Consider the following 23,588-nt stretch of genomic DNA (forward strand, 5'->3'; position numbering starts at 1 on the left):
CTACTGCCGTCGGCAGCGCTTCACCAGCTGCTACCACTCCTACCCGGACTCGCAGCCACCCTGCCAGTGGCAGAAGTGCTGCGTCACCTGGAAGCTGGAGCAGACCGCCAACGGCAACAATGCCAGCACTACTGTGACCAAGATCGGTAGCTTCTGTTCCAACGGCTGACGTCGGATCGCCGGGCGAGCTTCCGCCAGGGGCTCGCTCGGCCCGCTTCACGCTCCCTTCACGTCCACCTCACGCCGCGCCGACACACCGTTCCGTAGAACTTCCTCCCGTAACCACCGGCTCCCAGGCGGAGCGAGAGGAGGAAGTGATGACAGCGACGGTCCTTCGGAAGTTGGTCCTGGCGGGGAAGGTCTTGGCTTGCCTGGCCATCCCGCTGGCACTCCAGGCCACACCCCTCAACCTCGAGGGCGTGGTGGTCGACGCCAACGGCACTCCGGTCGCCGGAGCCCGCATCGCGGTCGTCCAGGGCGATGCCGTCGCCATCAGCGACGACGACGGTCGCTTCGTGCTGCTCACCGAGCTCGAAGCCCTCACCGCCGAGGGTTTGGCGGTGGTCGTCGAGGCGCCGGATCGTCCCGCCTTCGAGCAGATCATCGTGGGCACCGATGGCGAGATCCGCCTGCAGCTCCCGGCCGACGTCGCCAGCCTCGACGAGATCCAGGTCAGCGCCAGCTACTCCCTCGACCGTCAGAATCCAATCAGCGACGCCGTCCTCGGGCGCGACCAGCTGCTCGAGCTGCCGCATTTCGGGGACGACGTGTTTCGCGCCTTGAGCTTCCTGCCCGGCGTCGGCAGCAACGACGTCTCGTCGCAATTCACCATTCGCGGCTCCCTGCGGCGCGAGGTCGGCCTCCAGATCGATGGCATCGAGATCTTCGAGCCCTACCACCTGAAGGACTTTCAGGGGGTGTTCAGCATCCTCGATCCGGAGATGATCGGCACCGTCGAGCTGCTCAGCGGGGGCTATCCGAGCGAGTACGGCGATCGCCTCGCCGGCGTCCTCGACATCCGGACCCAGAAGCCCAGCGGACCTCGCTCCCTCGAGCTCGGTGTCAGCTTGACCAACGGCTGGATCAACGGCCAGGGTCTGCTCGCCGGCGACCGCGGGCGCTGGCTCGGCTCCCTGCGCCGCGGCTATCTCGATCTGGTGCTCGACCTGGTGGCCGACGACGAGGAGGAAACGGAGGGCGACGGCCCGCAGTACTGGGACGCCTTCGGCAAGCTCGAATGGGATCTCACGCCGACTCAGACCCTGAGCTTTCACGCCCTCGCCGCCGACGACACCTTCGACGAGCAGGAGTCGGAGGTCGACGATTTCGGATTCCCCGAGCGCGAGGTGCTCGACACCAGCTATGGCAACAGCTACCTGTGGGGACGACACCAGGCCTTGATCGGCAGTCGTGGTGTGGTCGAAACGGTGCTCTCGGCGGGCCGGGTCGATCGCGACCGGCGAGCCGAAGGGGAAGAGTTCGACGCCCGCTCCGTGATCCGCGACCAGCGGCAGCTCGACGTCTACGAGCTGCGCCAGGACTGGACCCTCCAGGCCACCGAACGGCAGCTCATCAAGTGGGGACTGGCGGCCCGCGCTTACGATGCCGAGTACGACTACCAGTTGGACTTCAGCAACGGCGGTTTCACCGGCGACCGCGACAACAACCTCGAACGGCGATTCGCCGACGACTTCTCCTCCGAGAGCTACTCCCTCTACGCCGCCGACCGCCTGCGCCTGGGAGATCGCCTGGTGTTCGAGCTCGGCTTGCGCCACGACCGCCAGACCCTCACCGACGAAGACCAGACCAGCCCCCGCTTCAACGCCGTCTACGACCTGCGCCGGGGCGGCATTCTGAGGGCCGCCTGGGGCCGCTTCCATCAAAGCCAGCGCCCCCACGAGCTACAGGTCGAAGACGGCGAGACCCGATTCTTCCCGAGCGAGGTCGCCGACCACCTGATCATCGGCTACCAGCGCGATCTGCGGGCCTTCGGCCAAAGGCTCGACCTGCGCCTCGACGCCTTCGATCGCCGGGTGCGCGATCCCCGGCCGCGCTACGACAACCTCTTCGATGCCTTCACGGTCAACCCCGAAGCCACCGTCGACCGCATTCGCCTCGCCCCGGAGAGCAGCCGGGCTCAGGGCATCGAGCTCTTCCTCGGCCGCCAGGACGGCGGGCGGGTGGGTTGGTGGGCCTCCTATTCCTGGTCCCAGGTCGATGACCGCATCGACGGACGCGACGTGCCGCGCAGCAACGATCAGACCCACGCCTTCAAGGCCGACCTTTCGCTACGCCTCAGCCCACGCTGGCGCCTCAACCTCGCCGGCACCTACCGCACCGGCTGGCCGACCACCGCCATTGCCGCCGAAGCCGTCACCGGCAGCGATGGCGAGATCGAGATCCGCCCCTTGATCGGCCCGCTGTTCGCCGAGCGCCTCGACGACTACCACCGCGTCGACCTACGGGCCAGCCGTTTCGTCGATCGCCGCAACGGCAACCGGCTCGAGATCTTCGTCGAGATCCAGAACCTCTACAATCGCGAGAACCAGGCCGGGTTCTCGGTCGACGGACGCAACTTCGTCCTGCAGCCGGACGGCAGCGTGCGCTACGACGAGATCGAGGAAACCTGGCTCGGCATCGTGCCCTCCTTCGGCGTCAGCTGGAGGTTCTGAGAACCGACCCCGAGCCCGTCCATGCGCATCCTCGTCGTCGAAGACCACCGCGACCTCGCCGAAACCATCGGCGACTACCTCGAGAGTCGGGGGCACCGCATCGACTACGCCATGGACGGTCTCGTCGGCCTCCATCTCGCGGTCACCGAGACCTACGACGCCCTGGTTCTCGACGTCATGCTGCCGGGCCTCGACGGCCTCGCCCTGTGCGAGAAGCTGCGCGCCGCCGAGCGCGACGTGCCGGTGCTCATGCTGACCGCCCGCGACACCCTGCCGGACAAGCTCGCCGGCTTCCAGGCCGGCAGCGACGACTATCTGGTGAAGCCCTTCGCCCTGCCCGAGCTCGAGGCCCGTCTCCTCGCCCTGATGCGGCGCGGCCGGGGCGAAGCCCGAACTCTCCGCGTCGACGACCTCGAGCTCGACACGGGCACCCTGCAGGTGCGCCGCGCGGGTCAGCCGGTGAACCTCAACCGAACCTCCCTCCGGCTGCTCGAAGCGCTCCTCAAGAGCTCCCCCCGAGTGGTGCCCCGCGCCGACCTCGAGCATGCCCTGTGGGGAGACGACCCGCCTCACAGCGACGCCCTGCGCAGCCACGTCTACTCGCTTCGTAAGCTGATCGACCGCCCCTTCGACCAACCCCTGCTGCACACCGTGCCGGGCATCGGCTATCGCCTGGCGAAAGATGACTGAGGTCGCCGGGCCGGATCGCGGCCCGAACCTGCGTCAGCGGGCCGTTCGCGCCTTCTGGCTGTTCGGGGCCAGCCTCATCACGGCCTACGCCGGCCTCGCCGTCTGGACCTTCACGGGCCTCGAAGACCGAGTGCTCGAACGCCAGCTCGAAGTCGAGGTCGAAGGTCTCTTCGAATCCGCCCTTGTGGCCGACCCCGCAAACACCGAGCTCGCCACCAACTCGCGCTGGATGACCGCCAGCGTCGGAACCCAGGGGCTGCCGGCCGAGCTCAGGGCGTCGGCCGAGAAGCTCCCGGAAGGCATCCACGAGAACGACCACGTCCCCTTTTTCGGTGGCGGCGACCGCCTGTTGGCCGTTCGCGAGCTGCCGAATCGCCAAGAGCGCCTCTACGTGCTGTTCGACATCTCCGAGCTCGAAACCGAAGACGAGAGCCTCTTCGCCCTCGCCGTGCTGGTCCTCGGCGCCCTCCTCACGGTGCTCCTGGGGCTGTGGTGGGGCAACCGGCTCGCCCACCGCCTGACCGCCCAGCTCACCACCCTCAGCCGAACCCTCGAGGCCTCGCCACCGGAGGATTTGCGCCATCGCCTGGCGACGAGGACCTTCGAGGGCGAAGTCGCCACCGTCGCCTCCGCCCTCGATCAATCCCTGGCGCGGGTCGAGCGGTTCGTCGAGCGCGAGCGCCAGTTCACCCGCGATGCCAGCCACGAGCTGCGCACTCCGGTGACCGTCCTTGGTGGCGTCAACGAGCTCCTCTTACAGCGCCTCGATCCTTCCGACCAGCGGGGACGTCACCTCCTCGAACGCCAGAAACGCTCCATCACCCAGATGGAGGAACTGATCGAGGCCTTCTTGTGGCTGGCCCGCGAGGAGGGCTCCGGATTCTCGGGGGAGACCGCCGACCCGGCCGAGGTGCTTCCCGCGGTGGTCGATCGCCATCGCCATCTACTCGCCCACAAAGAGGTCGGCATCCACCTGGTCCTCGACCAGCCGGCGGCCGTCGAAGCGCCCCCGACGATCTTGGCCATCACCGCCGGCAACCTGATCTCGAACGCCTTCCACAACACCACCCGAGGGCAGGTCGACGTGCAGCACGCAGGGCAGCGCCTCAGGGTTCGCGATACCGGACCCGGCATCCCCGCCCACCATCTGCGCTCGATCACGGAGCCCTTCGCCAGCACCCGGAGCGAACCCGGCCACGGGCTCGGGTTGGCGATCGTCAAGGATCTCTGCGAGCGCTTCGGGTGGCGCCTGACGGTGGATTCGACGCCCGGCATCGGGACCAGCATCGAGGTCGACTTCGCTCCCGCACCGAACCGCGAAAGGGTCGAGGTCGAACCTCAGAAGAGATCGAGCTGACGTTCTTCCGGTCCCGGATAGAGCAGCCCGCCATCCTCCGTCACCGCCAGATCCGGGTGGCGCTCATGGACCTGCTCGCGGCCGCCACCGAGGAGGTGCACGACCCGCCATCGGCGCACCGTCATGGCATCGGCGATCAGTTGCCGATGACAGCGCGTCGGCAGCGCTTCCGCGCACAGGATGGCGGCGCGACAACGGCCGGCCTGCGCCTCGAGGTGCTCCAGGGCAAGGCTGAACTCCGGGCTCGCCATGTGATCCGCATAGGCGCGCAGAGAGGCCTCTCGCCAGGCCGTGTTGCGGCTCTCCGGGCTGCCCCGACGGTGGCCTCCGAGGGCCGGCGCATGCTCGTAGTCGAGGCCGACATCGGCGAGAGCCGGGGCCAGCGCCTGGGCGGCGAAATGGGGATGGCGGCGTGATCCAGGAAAGCGCCGCACATCCACCACCCGCTCGATCTCGGCCGCCTTCAGCAGGTCGAGGAGCTCCGTCAGCTCGCGATTGGAATGACCGACGGTCCACAGGGTAGACACTCGAGTAGTCTACTCGAATTGCCTCTAAACCCTCAGAACAAGGCACTTTCCCTGGGCCAGGCGAAGTGCCCGCGGTGCTTCCTGGGCGTCGATTCGTTGTCGACCATTCGATCCGTCCCGCTTTCTCGCTGTTGGGGATAAGACACCGGTCGTCTTGAACAATTTGATGAGTTTCCACGGACCTCGAAAGGAAAGACTATGGGAACGAAAACTCTGGTTTGCTTGCTGGCCCTGGCCTTGCTGACGCCGCTCGCGGCTTCGGCTCAGTTCACCACCACGACGACCGTGACGCCGGTGAGTCCGGCACCGGCGCCGGTCCCCGTGCCGCTAACCATCGACGTCAAGGCTGGCGACGATGGCTGGACCACGACCAACGATGGCAACACCCAACTGCGCTACGACATCAACCCGATTCCGGCCGGTTTCTTCGGCTTCGGTTCTGACGCGGTGACCAACCCGGTCAGCCTGTTCGGCAAGCAGATCGCCAACAGCGGCGGCCTGGGCGCCAGCACCGACACCATCGTGCGCCGCATGGCGGGCACCGGTCCGCTGACCAACGGCTCCTGCGCCGACGTGCCGATCGACTTCAAGGCCTTGCACCTCGAGTCCAACACATTCACCGTCAGCTACTCCGGCGGCGCCACCGAGACCTGGAAGATCGTCGCCGGCCTCAGCCTGTCGGCGGCCCAGCCGATCGGCTCGATGACCATCTGCCGGACCTGCGGCACCGGCGGCACCTTCGACGCCGACCTCAAGGCCCTCTTCCTGCTCAACTACATCCGCGTCAGCCCGCTGCCGGCGATCCAGCTACAGCAGGACTGCGGCGTCGGCGACTGCCCCGAGGTGCTGTTCCAGACCAAGGGCGCCGCCTGGTCCCTGCCGTCCGCCATCGGTGGCCTCAACATCGACGCCCTGCCGCCGAACGTCGCCCTCGATGTCGACGCCGACGGCGTGCCGGACGGCGTCACCACCATCGGCAAGTCGAACTTCCAGACCGCCATCAAGACCTGTGACGACAACGGTGGTGGCGGCGGTGGCGGGGCTCCCGAGTGCGCTCCGGTGGACCACGTGGCCAATGACTCCGGCCCCAAGGACCACAGCCGCAGCAGTCACTCCAACTACGCCGCCGGCGGCGACTCCAACGGCGACGGCCTGCCCGACCACTGCGCCTGCGAAGACGCCAACGGTGACGGCGTCGACGACGACGGCGGCGGCCACCCCTGCCCGCAGCCGCCGATCTGGGAAGAGCCCTACGACTGCATCGAGTGTGACGGCCGGGGCGACACCTTCGACCGCAACCACCGCGGCTAGGTCTCACCCGGAGTCGTCCGCCGCAGGGCTCTCCAGCACTGCGGCAGCAACGCTCCTCCAGGGCTCCTCGCGCCGGCCTCCCCTGGGGCCACCGCCGGCGCGGGGGGCCGTTTTTGGTGTTGGACGGCTGCTGGTTGACGACTAACGGGAAACGAATGCCTGCACCAAGTCCCCAAAGGCCCCTTCGGCCACCAGGTCCGCTACGGCTTCGATGTCCGGGGCCATGAGGCGGTCTTCGTCGAGACGGGTCGCCACCTGGCGAATCTTGGCGAAGGCCTGCTCAAGGGGCTCGCTGGTGGTCAGGGGGCGGCAGAAGTCGATGCCCTGGGCGGCGGCGAGGAGCTCGATGGCGACGATGCGGCCGCTGTTGGCGGCCCTCGCCGCCAGACGCCGGCCGGCGTGGGTGGCCATGCTGACGTGGTCTTCCTGGTTGGCCGAGGTCGGCAGGCTGTCGACGCTCGCCGGATGGGCCAGGCCTTTGTTCTCGCTCGCCAGAGCGGCGGCGGTGACGTGGGCGATCATGAATCCCGAGTGGAGACCGGCTCGCGGCGTCAGAAAGGCCGGGAGCTGGCTGAGGGAGGAGTCGATGAGCAGGGCGATGCGACGCTCCGAGATGGCGCCGATCTCGGCGATGGCGAGGGCCAGGCCATCGGCCGCCAGAGCCACCGGCTCGGCGTGGAAGTTGCCGCCGGACAGGATCTCGTCGGCAGCGGCGAAGATCAGCGGATTGTCCGACACGGCATTGGCCTCGCGGCCGAGGACTTCGGCGGCGAAGCGCATCTGGTCGAGGCAGGCCCCCATCACCTGCGGCTGGCAGCGCAAGGAGTACGGGTCCTGCACCCGGTCGCACTGCGCATGGGAGCGACCGATGTCGCTCTCCGCCAGCAGCCGGCGAAGGATCTCGGCGGCGGCGATCTGGCCGCGTTGACCGCGGACTTCGTGGATGCGAGAGTCGAATGGGGTCCGGCTGCCTTTGGCGGCCTCGACGGAGAGGGCTCCCGCCACCAGGGCGGCCGAGGCGCAGCGCTCAGCGGCGAACAGGCCGGCGAGGGCGAGGGCCGTCGAGACCTGGGTGCCGTTGAGCAACGCCAGCCCTTCCTTGGCCTCGAGGACGAGGGGCTCGCGACCGATGGCGCGCAGCGCTGCGGCTCCGGAGTGGATCTCGCCGCGCCAGCGCGCCGCGCCCTCACCGATCAACGGCAGGCTGAGATGAGCCAAGGGAGCCAGGTCGCCGGAAGCCCCCACCGACCCCTGAGCCGGGATCACCGGCAGCAGATCGTGCTCGAGCATGGCGAGCAAGGTGTCCACGATCTCGACCCGCACCCCGGAATAGCCACGCGCCAAGGCGTTGGCCTTGAGCAGCAGTATCATCCGCACCACGCCTTCGTCGAGAGGCTCTCCGACGCCGGTGGCGTGGGACAGCAGGAGGTTGCGCTGCAGCGCCCCGAGCTCGTCGGCGGCGATGCGAGTTTGCGCCAGCCGGCCGAAACCGGTGTTGATCCCATAGGTCACCTGGCCCGATTCGAGGTTCGCGACCACCGCTCGGCGCGCCTCATCGAGGGCCAGGCGGGCGGCCGCGTCGAGAGCGACTCTCGCAGAGCCGGCCTGCACCCGGCGCAGGTCGTCGAGAGTCACAGTGCCAGCAGAGAGGGTCCAAGGGGTCATGGCGATTCCTTCCTCAAACGGTCGAGGGCGGAGCGATAGCGCGCCGCCACCGCCGAGCGGGAGACGTGGCGTCCGGCGGTCACCAGCGGGAGACCACCGACGATCACCTCGCGCACTAGCGGAGCGTTGCCGGAGAAGGTCCAGGCATCGAGCCAATCGTCGTCGGTCCGGCCGTAGAGCAACGGATGATCGGTGTCGAGGGCGACGAAGTCTGCCCGGCGGCCAGGCTCGAGGGCGCCGATGGGACGACCCAGAGCCTGGGCTCCGCCGTCCAGCACGGCAGTCAACAGGCGTCGGCCGGTGCTGGTCCGGGGGCCACCGGCCAGGCAATTGCGCTGCTCGCGCCGCAGACGCTGGCCGTACTCGAGCCAGCGCAGCTCTTCGACCGGGCTGATCGAGCTGTGGCTATCGGAGCCGATGGCGATGGCGCCGCCGGCGGCGAGATAGGGCACCGCCCGGAAGAAGCCATCGCCGAGATTGGCCTCGGTGGTCGGGCAGAGGCCGGCGACGGCACCGCTCGCCGCCAAACGCTGGACTTCGTCGTCATCCAGGTGGGTGCTGTGGATCAGGCACCAGCGCTCGTCCACCGGCGCCGCATCGAGCAGCCAGGCGACGGGACGAGCGCCGCTCCAGGCCAAGCAGTCTGCGACTTCCCGCTGCTGCTCGGCGACGTGAAGGTGAATCGGCCCGCGCCCGGCGAAGGCCGACACCAGGCTGGCGAGGGACTCCGCATCGACAGCGCGCAGGGAGTGCGGTGCCACGCCGACGGCGTGCTGCGGTGAGGCCTCGCCTTCGAGCCCCTCGACCAGGCGGAGGAAGGTCTCGACATCGTTGACGAAGCGTCGCTGCCCGGGCTGCGGTGGCTGTCCCCCGAAGCCCCCGCTGCAGTAGAGCACCGGCAGGCTGGTGAGGCCGATGCCGGTCTGCTCCGCCGCGGCCAAGCACCGCCGGGAGAGCTCCGCCAGATCGGCATAGGGGCGACCGGCTGGATCGTGGTGGAGATACTGGAACTCCCCCACCGCCGTGTAGCCCGCCTCGAGCATCTCGACGTAGAGCATGGCGGCCACCGCTTCGAGCTCCTCGGGACCCATGCGACTGGCGTGGCGATACATCACTTCACGCCAGGTCCAGAAAGAGTCGTCGCCCGGGCCCGAACGCTCGGCGAAACCGGCCATGGCGCGCTGATGGGCGTGGGAGTGGGCGTTCGGCACGCCGGGCACGACACAGCCCGCCACCGGCCGGTCTGCGGGACGCGGCGGCGCCACCTCCAGATCGGCGATGAAACCCGCGGTATCGACTTCGAGGCGCACCCCGGCGAGCCATTGGCTGCCGGTGAAGAGGTGATCGCAGTAAAAGCTGCTGGTCATGGTCGCTCGGGACTCCCCAAGGGGAATCGACTGGCTTTCAACGGACGGTTGACTTGAATCGGGCGGCTGACTTAACTTGTATAGACAAGTCTAGCGAGGAGCTCGATCCCGATGCAAGACCTCTCCCACTGCGACCTTTTGCTGCGCCACGCCCGCCTCGCCACCATGGCCGGACCACGGCCCTATGGCCTGATCGACGACGGGGCGCTGGCCGTGCGTGGGGGGCAGATTCTCTGGGTCGGTGGCGACGACGAGCGACCACCGGAGCTCGTCGCCGCCAACGAGCGCGACTGCGGTTCGCGCCTGGTGACCCCCGGCCTGATCGACTGCCACACCCATTTGGTGTGGGGCGGTGATCGCCTCGACGAATTCGAGCAGCGCCTTTCGGGCGTGCCCTATGCCGAGATCGCCCGCCGCGGCGGCGGCATCAACTCGACCGTCGAGGCCACCCGACGCGCCAGCTTCGACGAGCTCTTGGCGGGCGCCCGCGGACGCCTCGAAGGTCTGCTGCGGGAAGGGGTGACGCGGGTCGAGATCAAGAGCGGCTACGGCCTCGAAATGGACACCGAAAAACGCATGCTGGAGGTCGCCCGGCGCCTCGGCGAGGAGCTCCCGGTGTCCGTCCACACCAGCTTCCTCGGCGCCCACGCGGTGCCGCCGGAGCTCGCCGGCGACGGCGACGCCTACCTCGAACGGGTGATCGCAGAGACGCTGCCGGCAGTGGCTGCGGCCGGTTTGGCCGACGCCGTCGACGGCTTTCTCGAGCACATCGCCTTCTCGCCCGAGCAAATCGAGCGCCTGTTCCGGGCCGCGGCGGACCTCGGCCTGCCGGTCAAGCTCCACGCCGAGCAGCTCAGCAATCAGGGCGGAGCCGCCCTGGCGGCCCGCTTCGGGGCGCTCTCGGCGGACCACCTCGAGTATCTCGACGAAGCCGGCGTCGCCTCCATGGCGGCCGCCGGCACCGTGGCCGTGCTGCTCCCCGGAGCCTTCTTCTTCCTGCGCGAGAGTCAGCGACCGCCGGTCGCCGAGCTGCGGCGCCGGGGCGTCGCCATCGCCCTGGCGACGGATCTCAACCCCGGCAGCTCGCCCCTCCACTCGCTGCTCGCCGCCGCCAGCCTGGGCACGGTGCTCTTTCACCTGACTCCCGAGGAGGCCCTCGCCGGCATCACCCGCCACGCCGCGGCGGCCCTCGGGGTGGCCCATCAAGCCGGCACCCTCGAGGTCGGCAAGAGCGCCGACCTCGCCCTCTGGGACTGCTCGAAGCCCGCCGCCCTGGTGGCCAACCTCGGCGCCAATCCCTGCGTCGGCCGCTACCTCGCCGGCGAGTGGCACCCCGGCCGGGAGCGACCGGCATGAGCCTGGCCCCCGTCGAGGCCGATTCGCCGGTTCCCCTCTACCAACAGATCAAGGACCGCATCCGCGGCCGGATTCGCGCCGGTCATTGGTCGCCGGGACGACGCATTCCTTCCGAGAACCAGCTGGTTCGGGCCCTCGACGTCAGCCGCATGACGGTCAACAGGGCCCTCACCGAGCTCAGCCAGGAGGGCATCCTCGAACGGGTCGCCGGCCGCGGCACCTTCGTCGCCGAGCCACCGCGCCACGCCAGCCTGCTGGAGCTCCGCAACATCGCCGACGAGATCGCCGCCGGCGGCGGCCGCCACCGCTCGCGAGAGGTGCTGCGGCGCTCGGTCGCGGCGGACGACGAGCTCGCCGCCCGCCTCGAGCTCGACGCCGGCAGCGCCGTCTTCCAGGTGATCCTGGTCCACCTCGACGACGAAGTACCGATCCAGCTCGAGGAGCGCTGGGTCAACCCGCGATTCTCGCCGACCTTCCTCGACATCGATTTCGCCCAGATCACCCCGTCGGAGCACCTCCTCGACCTGATCGAGCCCGAAGAGATGGAGCACATCGTGCAGGCGGTCACCCCCGACGGCGAAACCGCTGCGCTCCTCGCCCTCGACCCGACCGAGCCCTGTCTGCGACTGCTGCGGCGTACCTGGAACGGTGGCGAGGTGGTCACCGCCGCCACCCTCACCTACCCCAGCAGCCGCTACGACCTCGGTGCCCGCTACCGTGTGGTGCCACCGATCGATGCCCCTCGACCTGCCGGAAGGAGCAACCGTTGAACACTCGACTCGACCCCGATCGCATCATTCGCGCCGCCCGGGGCAGCCAGCGAAGCGCCAAGAGCTGGCTGACGGAGGCGCCGCTGCGCATGCTGTGCAACAACCTCGATCCGGAAGTCGCCGAGCGGCCCGAAGAGCTGGTGGTCTACGGCGGCGTCGGACGAGCGGCGCGCGACTGGCCGTCCTTCGACCGCCTGGTCGCCACCCTCGAGCGGCTGGAAGACGACGAGACCCTCCTGGTGCAGTCGGGCAAGCCGGTGGGAGTGTTCAAGACCCACCGCGATGCGCCGCGGGTGCTGATCGCCAACTCCAACCTGGTGCCCTCCTGGGCCAACTGGGAGCATTTCGGCGAGCTCGACCGCCGCGGCCTGATGATGTACGGCCAGATGACCGCCGGCTCGTGGATCTACATCGGCAGCCAGGGCATCGTCCAAGGAACCTATGAGACCTTCGTCGAGATGGGCCGCCAGCACTTCGGCGGCGACCTCGCCGGCCGCTGGATCCTGACCGCCGGTCTCGGCGGCATGGGTGGCGCCCAGCCCCTGGCCGCCACCCTCGCCGGCGCCTCGATGCTGGCCGTCGAATGCGACGAGACACGCATCGACTTTCGCCTCCGCACCGGCTACGTCGACCGCAAAGCGACCAGCCTGGACGAGGCCCTCGCCCTCCTCGAGGGCGCCGACGAGCCGCTCTCTGTCGGCCTCCTCGGCAACGCCGCCGAGGTCTTGCCGGAGCTGGTCCGGCGCGGCGTGCGGCCGGACGCGGTCACCGACCAAACCTCCGCCCACGACCCACTCCACGGCTACCTGCCGATCGGCTGGAGCGTCGACCAATGGCGCCAGAAACAGGAAACGGCGCCGGCCGAGGTCGAAGCCGCGGCTCGCCAGGCGATGGCGCGCCACGTCGAGGCCATGCTGGCCTTCCACGACCTCGGCATTCCGACCTTCGACTACGGCAACAACATCCGCCAGGTGGCGAAGGACGAAGGCGTCGGGCGGGCTTTCGACTTTCCCGGTTTCGTGCCGGCCTATATCCGGCCGCTGTTCTGCCGCGGCGTCGGCCCCTTCCGCTGGGCGGCCCTCTCCGGCAACCCGGAGGACATCTACAAGACCGACCAGAAGGTCAAAGAGCTGATCCCGGACGACCCCCATCTCCACCGCTGGCTCGACATGGCGCGCCAGCGCATCCAGTTCCAGGGCCTGCCGGCGCGCATCTGCTGGGTCGGTCTGGGCGATCGCCACCGCCTCGGCCTGGCGTTCAACGAGATGGTCCGCCGCGGTGAGCTCGAGGCCCCCGTGGTGATCGGCCGCGATCACCTCGACTCGGGCTCCGTCGCCAGCCCCAATCGCGAAACGGAGGCGATGCTCGACGGCTCCGACGCGGTTTCCGACTGGCCGCTCCTCAACGCCCTGCTGAGCACCGCCAGCGGCGCCACCTGGGTGTCCCTCCATCACGGCGGCGGCGTCGGCATGGGTTATTCGCAGCACTCCGGCCTGGTGGTCTGCGCCGATGGCAGTGAAGAGGCCGACCGCCGCCTCGAGCGGGTGTTGTGGAACGACCCGGCCACCGGTGTCATGCGGCACGCCGACGCCGGCTACGACATCGCCCGCCGCTGCGCCCGCGAGCGGGGCCTCGACCTGCCCAGCCTGGGCGACAACGAGTAGCTCCCCCGCCGCCGTGATCGCGCTGCTGCACGCCGGTGCCACCGTCGCCATGGCGGGGCTGATCTGGTTCGTACAGATCGTCCACTACCCGCTCTTCGGGGCCGTGCCGGCGGAGGCCTCGCGCCGCTATGCGGTCGAGCATCAGCGGCGCACCGGCTGGGTCGTCGGTCCGCTGATGCTGCTCGAGCTGGGCACCGCCATCGCCCTCGTCGTCGCCGCCCCGGGTGACCCGCTGCACTGGCTCGGCGCCGGCCTGCTGGCGCTGATCTGGGGCTCGACGGCGGTGGTCCAGATCCCGCTCCATCGCCAGCTCATCCTCGGCCACGATCGCGCGACCGTCGATCGCCTGGTGACCAGCAACTGGCTCCGCACCCTCGCCTGGTCGCTTCGCGCCCCGCTCGCCCTGAGCTTTCTCTGAGCCGCGCCGCGACCGCAAACGTCGACTGCATCCGTTGTCGCCCCATCAGCGAAACCAAGTGATAGCCGGAACCCTCGCGCCGGTCATCCCATTGCCAACCCTCGGAGAACTGCCATGAACACGGCGGACGAAACCCCGATCTACTTCATCCTCGGCGCCACCGGAGCTGTCGGTCGTGCCCTCGCCCACCGCCTGTCGCGAGACGGCGCCCACGTCGTGGTCGCCGGACGAAATCTCGCCGAGCTCGAAGAGTTGGCGGACGAGGTCGCCGGCGTTCCCCTACGCGTCGACGGTCGCGACTTCGATCAGGTCGCGGCCGCCTTCGAAGAAGCCCAGAACCTCCCCGGCAACTTCGTCGGCGCCGCCAACTGCGCCGGCTCGATCCTCCTCAAGCCCGCCCACCTGACCACCGCCCGCGATCTCGACGACACCCTCGCCACCAATCTCGGCACCGCCTTCGCCGTCGTCCGCGCCGCCGGCCGCGCCTTCCGTCGCGGTGGCGGCTCGGTCGTCCTGGTGTCCTCCGCCGCCGCCTCCATCGGCCTCGCCAACCACGAAGCGATCGCCGCCGCCAAGGCCGGCATCGAGGGATTGACACGCTCCGCCGCCGCCACCTACGCCACCAGCGGGATTCGCTTCAACGCCGTCGCTCCAGGCCTGGTCGATTCGAAGATGAGCCGCCGCATCGTCGACAATCCCAAAGCCCTCGAAGCCTCCCTCGCCCTGCACCCGGTGGGCCGGGTCGGTCGGCCGGAAGAGATCGCCGATGTGATGGCCTGGCTGCTGTCGCCGGCGGGCTCCTGGGTGAGCGGTCAGGTGTGGGGTATCGACGGCGGCCTCGGGCGCCTCAAGACGCGCTGATCGCGCCCCCCGGACGGCAGCTCCTCAGGCGACGGACTGGTAGCCTGGCGGCGATGCTTCGCACCCTCCTCCCGGTCGCCATCGCCCTCTCTTGTCTGGCCTGTTTGGCCTGCGGTGGCAGCCCGTCGCGGGTGCTGGTCCTCGGCCTCGACGGCATGGATCCGGAGGTCGTCGACTTGCTGATCCCCGAAGGCGAGCTGCCCCACTTCGCCGAGCTGCGCCGGAACGGCGCTGCCGGTTCCCTGCGCAGCCAGAGGCCCTTGCTCTCGCCGATCCTCTGGACCACCATCGCCACCGGTCGCGAGCCGGTGGATCACGGCATCGGCCACTTCGTCGCCAGTGACTCCCGCGGCCGCGAAATCCCGGCGAGCTCGCGCCTGCGACGGGTCGAGGCGCTGTGGAACATCGCCTCCCGCAACGAACGCCCGGTCGCCACCGTCGGCTGGTGGGCGACCTGGCCGCCGGAGCCCATCGAAGGCACCATGATCAGCGATCACGTGGCCTATCACTTCCTCTTCGGAGGCGGCTTCGCCGGCGGCCGGAGAAGCAACCCGGGATTGCCGCAAGAATCGGCGCGAGACAAGACCTGGCCGCCGGACGCCGCCGACCGGATGGCTCCCTTCTTGCGCCGGCCGGGAGATCTCGGCCTTGAGGATCTGGCGCCCTTCGTCGACGTCAGCGCCGAGGACCTCGCCGCCAGCTTCGACTTCAGCAACGATTTGGCCCATTTCCGCTGGGCCCTCGCCACCGCCCAGAGCTATCGCGACATCGGCCTCGACCTGTGGCGCCGCGAACGGCCCGCCCTGGCGATGATCTATATCGAGGGTGTCGACTCGACGTCCCATCTCTTCGGTCACCTGTTCCGCGCCGAGGGCCTCGCCGGCGAACTCGCCGAGCAGCAGGCGAAGTACGGCCGGGCGGTGGAAGGCATGTACCGCTTCGCCGACGAGCTGGTCGGCGAATACCTCGCGGCGATGGATGAAGACACCACCCTGGTGGTGCTCTCGGACCACGGTTTCGAGCTCGGTACGCTCCACGACGACCCCTCGAAGACCCGCGACCTGCGGCGCGTCTCGGAGCGCTTCCACCGCCTCGAAGGAATCCTCTATCTCTACGGCCATCGGGTCGTCCCGGGCAGCCGCTTCGATGGCGCTTCGATTCTCGACATCGCGCCGACGGTCCTCGCACTCCTCGACCTGCCGGCGGCGGAAAAAATGCCGGGACGGGTGCTCAGCGAGGGCCTGGCGGAGTTGCAGGTGAAAAGCCGCATCGCCACCTGGGAGCCGGCGGAAGGACGCCGCCAGGACGACTCACCCGACACCGAGACGTCGCGCGTTCAGCAGGCCCAGCGCGAGCACCTCGCCAACCTGGGCTACCTCGCCGGCGCCAGCCCTGCGGCCGAGGAGATTCACGACACGGCGGTCAGTGAGCGCAACCTCGCCGCCATCGACTTTCGCGCCGGGCGCTACCGCGAGGCCGCCAACCGCTACGCCCGGCTGGTCGCCGAAGAGCCCGACAACGCCGCGCTACGCGCCAGCTTCGCCGGCGCCCTCGGCTCGCTGGGGCGCCACGAAGAGGCCCTCCGGGAGCTCGACCGAGCCCTCGAGCTCGAGCCTCTCAACGTCGAGGCTTACCACAATCGGGCGGTCCTCTTCGAGCTCCGCGAGGAGGTCGATGCGGCGATCGCCGACTATCGCACGGCGCTGCGCTACGACCCGCAGTACGAACCCTCGGCCGAAGCTCTCCTTCGATTGACCGGCCGCCGCGATCCGCGACCGGCCGCCGAGCCGGCCGTCGCCCGCCTGATCGAGGGCGCCAGCGAAGCCGCTCGGCGGGGCGACTATCCGGCGGCCCTGCACCTCCTTGCCACGGCCGAGGGCCAAGCTCCGAACGAAGTGCTGATCTACCAGTACCGCTCGAACGTCGCCTACTTGATGGGCGATCGTGCCGGCGCCATCGCCGCCCTCGAGCGCGCCTTGGAGCTCGAGCCCGACAATGCCCTCTTCAAGAGCAACCTCGAGCGCCTGACCGACGAGTGAGGTCAGGCCATCGGCCGGCCGATGGCCGCATCGACTTCACATCGGTAAAATATGCGCCGAAATGAATATTTCTGCCGGAGGTTTCATGCTTCGTAAGCTCTCTTTGCCGCTCTTCGCCGTCGTCGTGCTCGCCATCGCGGCGACCACCGTGGCCGCTCCCCTCGACGTTCTGGTCTTCACCCGTACCGAAGGCTTCGCCCATCCCTCGATCGCCGACGGCGTCACCATGATCCAGCAGATCGCCAGCGAGGAAGGACACAGCGTCACGGTCACCGACCAGACCACCGTTTTCACCCCCGTGGGCCTCGGCGCCTTCGATGTCGTGGTGTGGCTTTCGACCACCGGCGATGTTCTCGATGCTCCCGAGCAGGCGGCCTTCGAGGGCTTCATCCAGAGCGGCGGCGGCTATGTCGGCATCCATGCCGCCGCCGATTGCGAGTACGGTTGGCCGTGGTACGGCGAGCTGCTCGGCAACGGCGCCTGGTTTCTCTCCCATCCGGCGATTCAGACCGCCACCCTCGAGCTCGAGGCGCCGACCCACCCCGGGGCGGGCTTCACCGCCCCAACCACCTCCTTCGAGGACGAGTGGTACAACTTCCGCGCCAACCCGCGCTCCGTGGTGGAAGTCGTCCTGACCCTCGACGAAGACTCCTACAATCCCGGCAGCGGCGCGATGGGCGATGACCACCCGATCGCCTGGGCGCACGATTTCGATGGCGGCCGCGCCTTCTACACCGCCCTCGGGCATCGCTCCGAGACCTTCCAGGACAGTCGCTTCAAGGAGCAGATTCGCGGCGCCCTCGCCTGGGCCGCCGGCGAGCTCTTCCTCGACGGCTTCGAGGCCGGCAACACCAGCGCCTGGGACAGCACCGTCCAGCGACAGGGCAAAGCCGCCGCCGGGGCCCAACCCGGCGACGGCTAACGTACACCTCCTACGATCGCTGCCGCCGCAGCACCCGGACACCGACCGCCGCCAGCAGCAGGAAGGTGAGGAGCAGGCCCCACTGGCCGAGGGTCGGGATATCGGCGATCAGACCGACCACCGCCTCGGCCTGGTTGTCGGCCGGCTCGGCATCGTCGCCGTTGTTGCCGTCGTCGGCGATGAAGGCCTGGTTGCTGATGCTGTCTCCGGCCCCGCCGCCGATCACCTCGACCACGAAGAGGGCGCTGCCGGACTCACCGGCCGCCACCGTGCCGAGGTCGAGATCGCAGTCACTGCCGGCGGTCTCGTCCGGCAGGCAAACCCAGCCGGCGGTGCTGCTGGCGGCGACGAAGACCGTCAGGTCCGGCACCCTCTCGGTCAGGATCACGCCGGTCGCCTCGCGGCTGCCAACGTTCTCGTAGTCGAGGGTGTAAGTGATGAATTCACCGATCCGCACCGAGCCAAGATCGCTGGTCTTGGTCAGCCGGAGATCCGGCGCATCCACCACCACCCGGTCGCTGCAGTCGTTGTTGTCTTCGGCGAGCTCGGCGGCGACGTTCGCCGGATCGACCGCGCAGACACCTCCGTCCGCCGGGTTTTCGAGGGCCCCCGCGGCGGTCGGCGTCGCCATCCCGCGCACGGCGACGTGGGCTCCTGGAGCCAACTCCACCGCGCCGCCGGTGGCGACACAGGTGAGCACCTGGGCACTCACCCCACAGACCAGGTTGGCGGCTCCGGTCACTCCTGTGATGGCGTCGATGGCGAAGGTACCGTAGGTCGCGCCGGACGGCAGATCGTCCCGCAAGAACACCTCACCGGAGGCGAAAACCGCCACTCCCGGCCCGTCATTGAGGACGTCCAGGGTCCACTCGAAAGGCACTCCCAAGCTGCCCATGCCAAGGTTGTCGTTGAGCTTCTCGACGATCAGATCCGGCCCCTGGGCCACCACCGTGTCGCCACAGCCGTTGTTGCCTTCGTCGGTCTCCGCCTCGACGCCATCGGGATCGACGGCGCAAACCTCGCCGGTGCGCGGATTGACCAACGAACCGATCGCCGTCGGGGTGACCACGACGGCCACCGTGAAGCTGCCGCCGTCGGCGAGATCGACGTTGCCACCGTCCGCCGTGCACTCCAGATCGCCGCTGGCGATGGCGCAGCTCACGGTGCCGCTGCCGGAGAGACCGCTCGAGGCAGTCACCGCCGGCGTACCGTAGGTGACGTTGCCGGTCGGCAGGGCATCGAGGAGGATGCGAGACGCCGCCGGGAAGCTGGCGACGGCGCCGCCGTTGCTGACCGTGATCGACCAGTCGAAGGGCACCCCGACGCCGCCACTGCCGGAGGTGTCGTTGATCTTGCTCGAGGTCAAGTCCGGTGATGCCGCCACGACGACGCTGTCGGAGCAGGTGTTGTTGGTCTCGTCCTCTTCTTCCAGGGCACCGCCCGGGTCGACGGCGCAGGCACCGCCGGCGCGCGGATTGTCGAAGGTGCCGGCGCCGCTCGGATCGGCCGTCAACTCGACCGTGAAGGTGCCGCTGCCGGCGGCGATCACCACGTCTCCGCCGCTCGCCTGACACAACAGGTCGATGGAGCTTAGCGTGCAGTCGATGGTGCCGCTGCCGGAGATCCCGGCCTGGGCACCGACGGTCGCGCCGGAGTAGCTGATCGCGCCGCCCGGCAGGCTGTCGCCGAGAATCGCCTGACCGTCGAGGTAGGTGGCGTCGCCCGCACCGCCGTTGGTGACCGTCAGCGACCAGGTCCAGGTCGCCGCCTCCTCCGTCGCGCCACCGACATCGTTGCTCTTCACCACCGCCAGGTCCGGCAGGGCCACCACGTCGACCACATTGCCGCAGCCGTTGTTGCCTTCGGCGGTCTCGAGCTCAGCGTCATCCGGATCGACCGCACAGACGCCGCCGGAACGCGGATTGACGAAGCTGGCCTCGGCCTGCGGCGTGGCGTCGAAGCTCACCGTGAAGGTGCCGCCGACGGCGAAGTCGACCCCACCGCCGCTCGCCGTACAGGTGAGATCCGAGCCGGCGATGGCGCAGGCGATGGTGCCCGCTCCCGAGACCCCCGACTGGGCCGAAACCGCCGCCGTGCCGTAGGTCATGTCCGTATCCGGAAGCTGATCGAGCAGGATCCGGGCAGCGCTCGGGAAGCTCGCTGCAGCGCCGCCGTTGGTCACCACCAGAGACCACTCGAAGGGCGCCCCGACGACGCCCGAGCCGGTCAGGTCGTTGCTCTTCACCACCGTCAGGTCCGGCGAGGCCGCGACATCGACCGAGTTCGAGCAGCCGTTGTTGCTTTCGTCCGCCTCGTCGATCACCGCCCCCGGGTCGACGGCACAGGTACCGCCGGAGCGCGGGTTGGCAAACGTTCCCGCCATCGACGGATCGACCGAGAAGCTCACCGTGAAGCTGCCGGTGGTCGCCGCCAGCACGACATCACCGCCGCTGGCGCTGCAGGTCAGCACAGCGGTGGCGATGGTGCAGGCGACGGTACCGCCACCGGAGACGCCGGTGACCGCACCCACCGACGCCGTGCCGTAGGCGAGATCGCTCGCCGGCAGCTCATCCGTGAGGATGGTCTCGCCGGCGGCGAAGGTCGTCGCCACCGCCCCCTGATTGGCGACCGTCACCGACCAGGTCCAGGTCGCCGCCTCCTCCGTCGAGCCGGAGACGTCGTTGCTCTTGGTCGCCGTCAGATCAGGCAGCTCGAAGACCTCCACCGAATCCGAGCAGCCGTTGTTGCCCTCGGCGTTCTCGAGCTCGGCGTCGTCCGGATCGACCGCACAGGTGCCGCCGGAACGCGGATTGTCGTAGGTCGCGGCGCTCGTCGCCGTGGCGTCGAAGGTCACCGTGAAGGTGCCACCGTCACCGAAGTCGACGTTGCCGCCGCTCGCCGTGCAGGTGAGCACCGAGGTGGCGATAGCGCAGGCGACGGTGCCACTGCCGGAGAGCCCCGACGTCGCCGAGACGGCGGCGGAACCATAGGTGATGTCCGTCGTCGGCAGCTCGTCGAGCAGGATGCGCGCACCGCTGGCGAAGCTCGCTACGCCGCCGCCGTTGCTGACCACCAGGCTCCACTGGAAGGTCTCGTTGACGACGCCGGTGCCGCCGACATCGTTGCTCTTGGCAACGGTCAGATCCGGCGACGCCACCACCGCCACCGAATCGCTGCAGGCGTTGTTGGTTTCGTTGGCCTCGGTGATCAAGGCGGAAGGATCGATGGCGCAGGCGCCACCGGAACGCGGATTGTCGTAGGTCGCGGCCGCCGAAGGGTCGACCGTCACGGTCACCGTGAAGGCGACCCCGCTGCCGAGGATGGCCGTACCGCCGCTCGCCGTGCAGGTGAGGTCGCCGCTGACGATGCCGCAGCTCACCGATCCGGTGCCCGACAGCGCCGCCCCGGGGGTCACCACCGGGGTGCCGTAGGCCAGACCGGAAGCCGGCAGGTTGTCGCTCAGGATGAGCTCGCCGGCATCGAAGGTCGCCGTCCCGAGGCCGCCGTTGGCCACCTGCAGCGACCAGGTCCAGGTCGCCGCTTCTTCCGTCGCGCCGCCGACGTCGTTGCTCTTCACCACCGTCAGGTCCGGCAGCGGCGGCGGCACGCTCACCGAATCGGAGCAGGTGTTGTTGCTCTCGTCGATTTCGAAGGCCTGGTTGGTCGGGTCGGTGATGCAGTTGCCGCTGCTACGCGGGTTGTCGAAGGTGCCGAAGGTGGTCGGTGTCGCCGCGACCTCGACCGTGAAGAAGCCGTTGACGGCGATGATCGCGTTGCCGGCGTCGGGCACGCAGGACAGCACGTCCGAGGCCACCGAACAGTCGATGGCGGTGCCTCCGGCCGAGTAGGTGATACCGCTCTCGGAGGTGATCGACGGTGTCCCGTAGGTCATGCCGCTGTCCGGCAGGGTGTCGAGCAGCAAGAACCCACCGGTGCCGACGGTAGCCGCGGCGGTGCCCCCGTTGCGCACCGTGATCGACCAGGTGAACGGCGTCCCGACGCTACCGGTGCCGGAGGTGTCGTTGCTCTTGATCGCCGTCAGATCCGGCGAAGGCGTCACCATCACCGAGTTGCTGCAGGCGTTGTTGCCTTCGTCGCCCTCGCTGATCACCCCTCCCGGGTCGACGCTGCAAGCCCCCCCGGAGCGCGGGTTGTCGAAGGTGCCGAAGGTGGTCGGAGTGACCGGCAAGGTCACCAGGAAGCTACCGCTGCCGGCGGCGAGGACCACAGTGCCGCCGCTGGCACTGCAGGTCAGGTCCGAGCCGATCACGCCGCAACTGATGCTGCCGGTACCGCTGATGCCGACCTGCGAGCCCACCACCGGCGAGCCGTAGGTCAGACCACTGGCCGGCAAGTTGTCGCTCAGGATCGCATCACCGGCAGAGAAAGTCGCCGGCTGGGTGCCACCATTGGCCACCTGGAAGGTCCAATCCCAGTCGCCACCCTGGCCGACGGTGCCACCGACATCGTTGGTCTTGCCGACGGTCAGATCCGGCCCCACGACGGCGGTGCCGACGACCACCGAGTTGGAGCACTGATTGTTGCTCTCATCGGACTCGGTCACGGTGTTGTTGCCGTCGACCGTACAAGCCCCGCCGGAGCGCGGATTGTCGAAGGTGCCGGCCACCGAGGCGGTAGCCGCGAAGGTCACCGTGAAGGTGCCGTTGGGAGCGATGGTCAAACCGCCTCCGGCGGTCGTGCAGGTCAAGAGCGCGGTGGTGATCGAGCACGAGATGGAAGCTCCGACATCGAAGGTGACGCCACTCACCGCGCCCACCGATGGCGAGCCGTAGGTCATGCTGGCGTCCGGCAGGGCATCGAGCAGCAGAAACGCTGCCGAGGGAACGACGGCATCGACAGTCCCCTGATTGCGCACCGTGATCGACCAGTTGAAGGGCGTGCCGACGAGGGCGCTCCCGCCCGCGTCGTTGGATTTCGTCGCCACCAGATCCGGCGACGGGTTGACCACCATCGAGTCGCTGCAGGAGTTGTTGGTCTCGTTGCCCTCGGTGATCGCGCCATCGGGATCGATCGCACAGACGCCGCCGCTGCGCGGGTTGTCGAAGGTGCCGGTCACGGTGGCGTCGACCCTGACGGAGACGGTGAAGCCACCGGTCGCCGCCGCCAGGTTGACGTTGCCTGCGGAGGCGATGCAAGTGAGCACCGAGGTCGCAACGGCGCAAGAGATCGTGCCGCTGCCGGTGATGTCGGTCTGGGAGCTCACCGAGACCATGCCGTAGGTGAGACCGCTGTCGGGCAGGCTGTCACGCAGGATGACCTCGCCGGAAGCGAAGTCGGCGGCCGCCGAGCCGCCGTTGGCGACCTGAAGGGACCAGTCCCAATCGACACCAAGCAGGACCGAGCCGAGGCGGTTGTTGCTCTTCACCACCGTCAAGTCCGGACCGACCGCTCCGGTGGTCACGGTCACCGAATCGGAACAAAGATTGTTGGTGTCGTCCGTTTCGGGGATGGCGTTGACCAGATCGGCTATGCAAATGCCGCTGGTGCGCGGGTTGTCGAAGGTGCCCGCCGTGGTCGGCGTCACCGGGATCGTCACCGTGAAGGATCCGCCGGCCGAGATGTCGACATTGCCGGTGGCCGGCGTGCACTGCAGCACAAAGGCCGCCGAGATGGTGCAAGAGATGGCACTGCCGGTCACCCCGGATTGACTCACCGAAGGTGTGCCGTAGGTGAGGCCGGCATTGGGGAGGACGTCGGTCAGCATGAAGCCGCCGAAGCCGAAGGTGGCGGTGGCATCGCCGCCATTCGCCACCACGATGGACCAGTTGAAGGGCGTGCCGACGGTGCCGTTGCCGGTGAGGTCGTTGCTCTTGGTGGCGGTGAGATCAGGCTGAGCCCAGAGCGGGGTGCCCAACATCGAGACCAACAACAGAAGCGCGAACGGAAAACGCTGCCGCATGACGGTTCCTCCCCAAATCCTGCCGAAATCAAAGGAAATAGCCGGTACT

Annotated in this window: 15 protein-coding genes; 11 read left to right on the forward strand and 4 right to left on the reverse strand. The window is 68.8% G+C overall.

Annotated features, from left to right (window positions below; all coding sequences use genetic code 11):
- The first annotated feature begins 317 nt into the window (after nt 1-317).
- The 3 genes from AAF604_03940 to AAF604_03950 are packed head-to-tail and all read left to right on the forward strand — an operon-like array spanning nt 318 to nt 4,719.
- A complete protein-coding gene (locus tag AAF604_03940; protein MEM7048781.1) occupies nt 318-2,672 on the forward strand; it encodes a TonB-dependent receptor in 2,355 nt (784 codons plus the stop codon).
- A 21-nt stretch (nt 2,673-2,693) separates the two neighbouring features.
- Nucleotides 2,694-3,362, forward strand: a complete 669-nt coding sequence (locus AAF604_03945; protein ID MEM7048782.1) for a response regulator transcription factor — start codon at nt 2,694-2,696, stop codon at nt 3,360-3,362.
- Nucleotides 3,355-4,719 (forward strand): HAMP domain-containing sensor histidine kinase, encoded by a 1,365-nt coding sequence (locus tag AAF604_03950; GenBank protein MEM7048783.1) that lies wholly within the window; start codon nt 3,355-3,357, stop codon nt 4,717-4,719. Before AAF604_03945 ends, AAF604_03950 begins: the two co-directional genes overlap by 8 nt.
- Here AAF604_03950 and AAF604_03955 read toward each other — a convergent pair.
- Nucleotides 4,701-5,246 carry a DUF488 domain-containing protein gene (locus AAF604_03955; GenBank protein MEM7048784.1) on the reverse strand — a complete coding sequence of 182 codons (546 nt, stop codon included), beginning with the start codon at nt 5,244-5,246 and terminating at the stop codon, nt 4,701-4,703. The two genes, AAF604_03950 and AAF604_03955, sit on opposite strands and share 19 nt — an antisense overlap.
- A gap of 198 nt (nt 5,247-5,444) precedes the next feature.
- On the opposite strand from AAF604_03955, the gene AAF604_03960 reads away from it, so the two are divergent.
- Nucleotides 5,445-6,557 carry a hypothetical protein gene (locus AAF604_03960; protein MEM7048785.1) on the forward strand — a complete coding sequence of 371 codons (1,113 nt, stop codon included), beginning with the start codon at nt 5,445-5,447 and terminating at the stop codon, nt 6,555-6,557.
- A 141-nt stretch (nt 6,558-6,698) separates the two neighbouring features.
- On the opposite strand, the gene hutH is transcribed toward AAF604_03960, so the two are convergent.
- Nucleotides 6,699-8,222: a histidine ammonia-lyase gene (gene hutH / locus AAF604_03965; protein ID MEM7048786.1), complete on the reverse strand. Its 1,524-nt coding sequence runs from the start codon at nt 8,220-8,222 to the stop codon at nt 6,699-6,701.
- The gene (locus tag AAF604_03970; protein MEM7048787.1) at nt 8,219-9,589 is read right to left on the reverse strand and encodes a formimidoylglutamate deiminase; all 1,371 of its coding nucleotides are present in this window, start codon (nt 9,587-9,589) and stop codon (nt 8,219-8,221) included. The genes hutH and AAF604_03970 overlap by 4 nt, the downstream gene beginning before the upstream one ends.
- Nucleotides 9,590-9,700: 111 nt before the next feature.
- Here AAF604_03970 and hutI point away from each other — a divergent pair, with 111 nt between their 5' ends.
- From hutI to AAF604_04005, 7 genes are all read left to right on the forward strand, one after another.
- Nucleotides 9,701-10,945 (forward strand): imidazolonepropionase, encoded by a 1,245-nt coding sequence (gene hutI / locus AAF604_03975; GenBank protein ID MEM7048788.1) that lies wholly within the window; start codon nt 9,701-9,703, stop codon nt 10,943-10,945.
- Nucleotides 10,942-11,715, forward strand: coding sequence for a histidine utilization repressor (hutC, locus tag AAF604_03980; protein MEM7048789.1), 774 nt, complete (start codon nt 10,942-10,944; stop codon nt 11,713-11,715). The genes hutI and hutC overlap by 4 nt, the downstream gene beginning before the upstream one ends.
- The gene (gene hutU, locus AAF604_03985; protein ID MEM7048790.1) at nt 11,712-13,379 is read left to right on the forward strand and encodes a urocanate hydratase; all 1,668 of its coding nucleotides are present in this window, start codon (nt 11,712-11,714) and stop codon (nt 13,377-13,379) included. The genes hutC and hutU overlap by 4 nt, the downstream gene beginning before the upstream one ends.
- Nucleotides 13,380-13,392: 13 nt before the next feature.
- Nucleotides 13,393-13,797, forward strand: coding sequence for a hypothetical protein (locus AAF604_03990; protein MEM7048791.1), 405 nt, complete (start codon nt 13,393-13,395; stop codon nt 13,795-13,797).
- A gap of 114 nt (nt 13,798-13,911) precedes the next feature.
- Nucleotides 13,912-14,658, forward strand: coding sequence for an SDR family oxidoreductase (locus AAF604_03995; GenBank protein MEM7048792.1), 747 nt, complete (start codon nt 13,912-13,914; stop codon nt 14,656-14,658).
- A 53-nt stretch (nt 14,659-14,711) separates the two neighbouring features.
- Nucleotides 14,712-16,697, forward strand: a complete 1,986-nt coding sequence (locus AAF604_04000) for an alkaline phosphatase family protein (protein MEM7048793.1) — start codon at nt 14,712-14,714, stop codon at nt 16,695-16,697.
- 85 nt (nt 16,698-16,782) lie between these two features.
- Nucleotides 16,783-17,619, forward strand: coding sequence for a ThuA domain-containing protein (locus AAF604_04005; GenBank protein ID MEM7048794.1), 837 nt, complete (start codon nt 16,783-16,785; stop codon nt 17,617-17,619).
- Between the two features lie 10 nt (nt 17,620-17,629).
- On the opposite strand, the gene AAF604_04010 is transcribed toward AAF604_04005, so the two are convergent.
- A complete protein-coding gene (locus AAF604_04010) occupies nt 17,630-23,539 on the reverse strand; it encodes a hypothetical protein (GenBank protein MEM7048795.1) in 5,910 nt (1,969 codons plus the stop codon).
- Between the last annotated feature and the right edge of the window lie 49 nt (nt 23,540-23,588).

This window comes from Acidobacteriota bacterium (assembly GCA_039028635.1).
GTDB lineage: Bacteria > Acidobacteriota > Thermoanaerobaculia > Multivoradales > JBCCEF01 > JBCCEF01.

Excerpts from the sequence above, each read along its gene's own strand:
- AAF604_03950 (MEM7048783.1), top strand. The coding sequence starts at position 3,355 with ATGACTGAGGTCGCCGGGCCGGATCGCGGCCCGAACCTGCGTCAGCGG.
- AAF604_04005 (MEM7048794.1), top strand. The coding sequence starts at position 16,783 with ATGCTTCGTAAGCTCTCTTTGCCGCTCTTCGCCGTCGTCGTGCTCGCC.
- hutC (MEM7048789.1), top strand. The coding sequence starts at position 10,942 with ATGAGCCTGGCCCCCGTCGAGGCCGATTCGCCGGTTCCCCTCTACCAA.
- AAF604_03940 (MEM7048781.1), top strand. The coding sequence starts at position 318 with ATGACAGCGACGGTCCTTCGGAAGTTGGTCCTGGCGGGGAAGGTCTTG.
- AAF604_03960 (MEM7048785.1), top strand. The coding sequence starts at position 5,445 with ATGGGAACGAAAACTCTGGTTTGCTTGCTGGCCCTGGCCTTGCTGACG.
- AAF604_03970 (MEM7048787.1), bottom strand. The coding sequence starts at position 9,589 with ATGACCAGCAGCTTTTACTGCGATCACCTCTTCACCGGCAGCCAATGG.
- AAF604_03945 (MEM7048782.1), top strand. The coding sequence starts at position 2,694 with ATGCGCATCCTCGTCGTCGAAGACCACCGCGACCTCGCCGAAACCATC.
- AAF604_04000 (MEM7048793.1), top strand. The coding sequence starts at position 14,712 with ATGCTTCGCACCCTCCTCCCGGTCGCCATCGCCCTCTCTTGTCTGGCC.
- AAF604_04010 (MEM7048795.1), bottom strand. The coding sequence starts at position 23,539 with ATGCGGCAGCGTTTTCCGTTCGCGCTTCTGTTGTTGGTCTCGATGTTG.
- hutH (MEM7048786.1), bottom strand. The coding sequence starts at position 8,222 with ATGACCCCTTGGACCCTCTCTGCTGGCACTGTGACTCTCGACGACCTG.
- hutI (MEM7048788.1), top strand. The coding sequence starts at position 9,701 with ATGCAAGACCTCTCCCACTGCGACCTTTTGCTGCGCCACGCCCGCCTC.
- AAF604_03995 (MEM7048792.1), top strand. The coding sequence starts at position 13,912 with ATGAACACGGCGGACGAAACCCCGATCTACTTCATCCTCGGCGCCACC.